The sequence below is a fragment of the Streptococcus sp. HMSC070B10 genome, from assembly GCF_001808665.1.
Lineage (GTDB): Bacteria > Bacillota > Bacilli > Lactobacillales > Streptococcaceae > Streptococcus.
Window position 1 is genome coordinate 573,483 of the sequence record NZ_KV794152.1, and the last position, 494, is coordinate 573,976.

General features: G+C 32.0%; 1 pseudogene. It reads right to left on the reverse strand.

Annotated features, from left to right (window positions below):
* Positions 1–384, reverse strand: a pseudogene (locus HMPREF2613_RS04445) (hypothetical protein); the annotation flags it as partial.
* Positions 385–494: the final 110 nt, after the last annotated feature.

The window sequence follows — 494 nt, forward strand, 5'->3', positions numbered from 1 at the left end:
GGCAGCTTGAAAATCTCCTTTTAAATAAGCCACTCGACCTTGGATAATTTGGTAATTCTCACGATATGTTGCCCTAAAGGGCTTAATAGATTTTTCTGATTGAACTCTTAACATGTCTACATAGAGCTTAAGATCAATAGAATCGTGTAACACTAGAACAATAACTTTTCTAGATACAAATCTTAAATAAAATACAAAGCCGAGAACTAAAAAGACAATAACTAATAATATGAATCCCAATATTTCCAAATTGCTTTGAAATACTAAGCATACTGCCATCACATCCAAAACAAGTCCAATAATTGAGCAAATTAGAATAGTCCTATCAAGTTGTAAAAGAGTGTTTTCTGTCGCGCTACTTACTATTTTTTTTACTAATTTCATATATTACTCTCATTTCACTAATTCTAAATATTTCTTCGCTTCCTGAACATAAAAGAGTTCTGGTTTTTCATGAGCGATACTTTCAAACAAACTACGGGCACGAGCTTCAT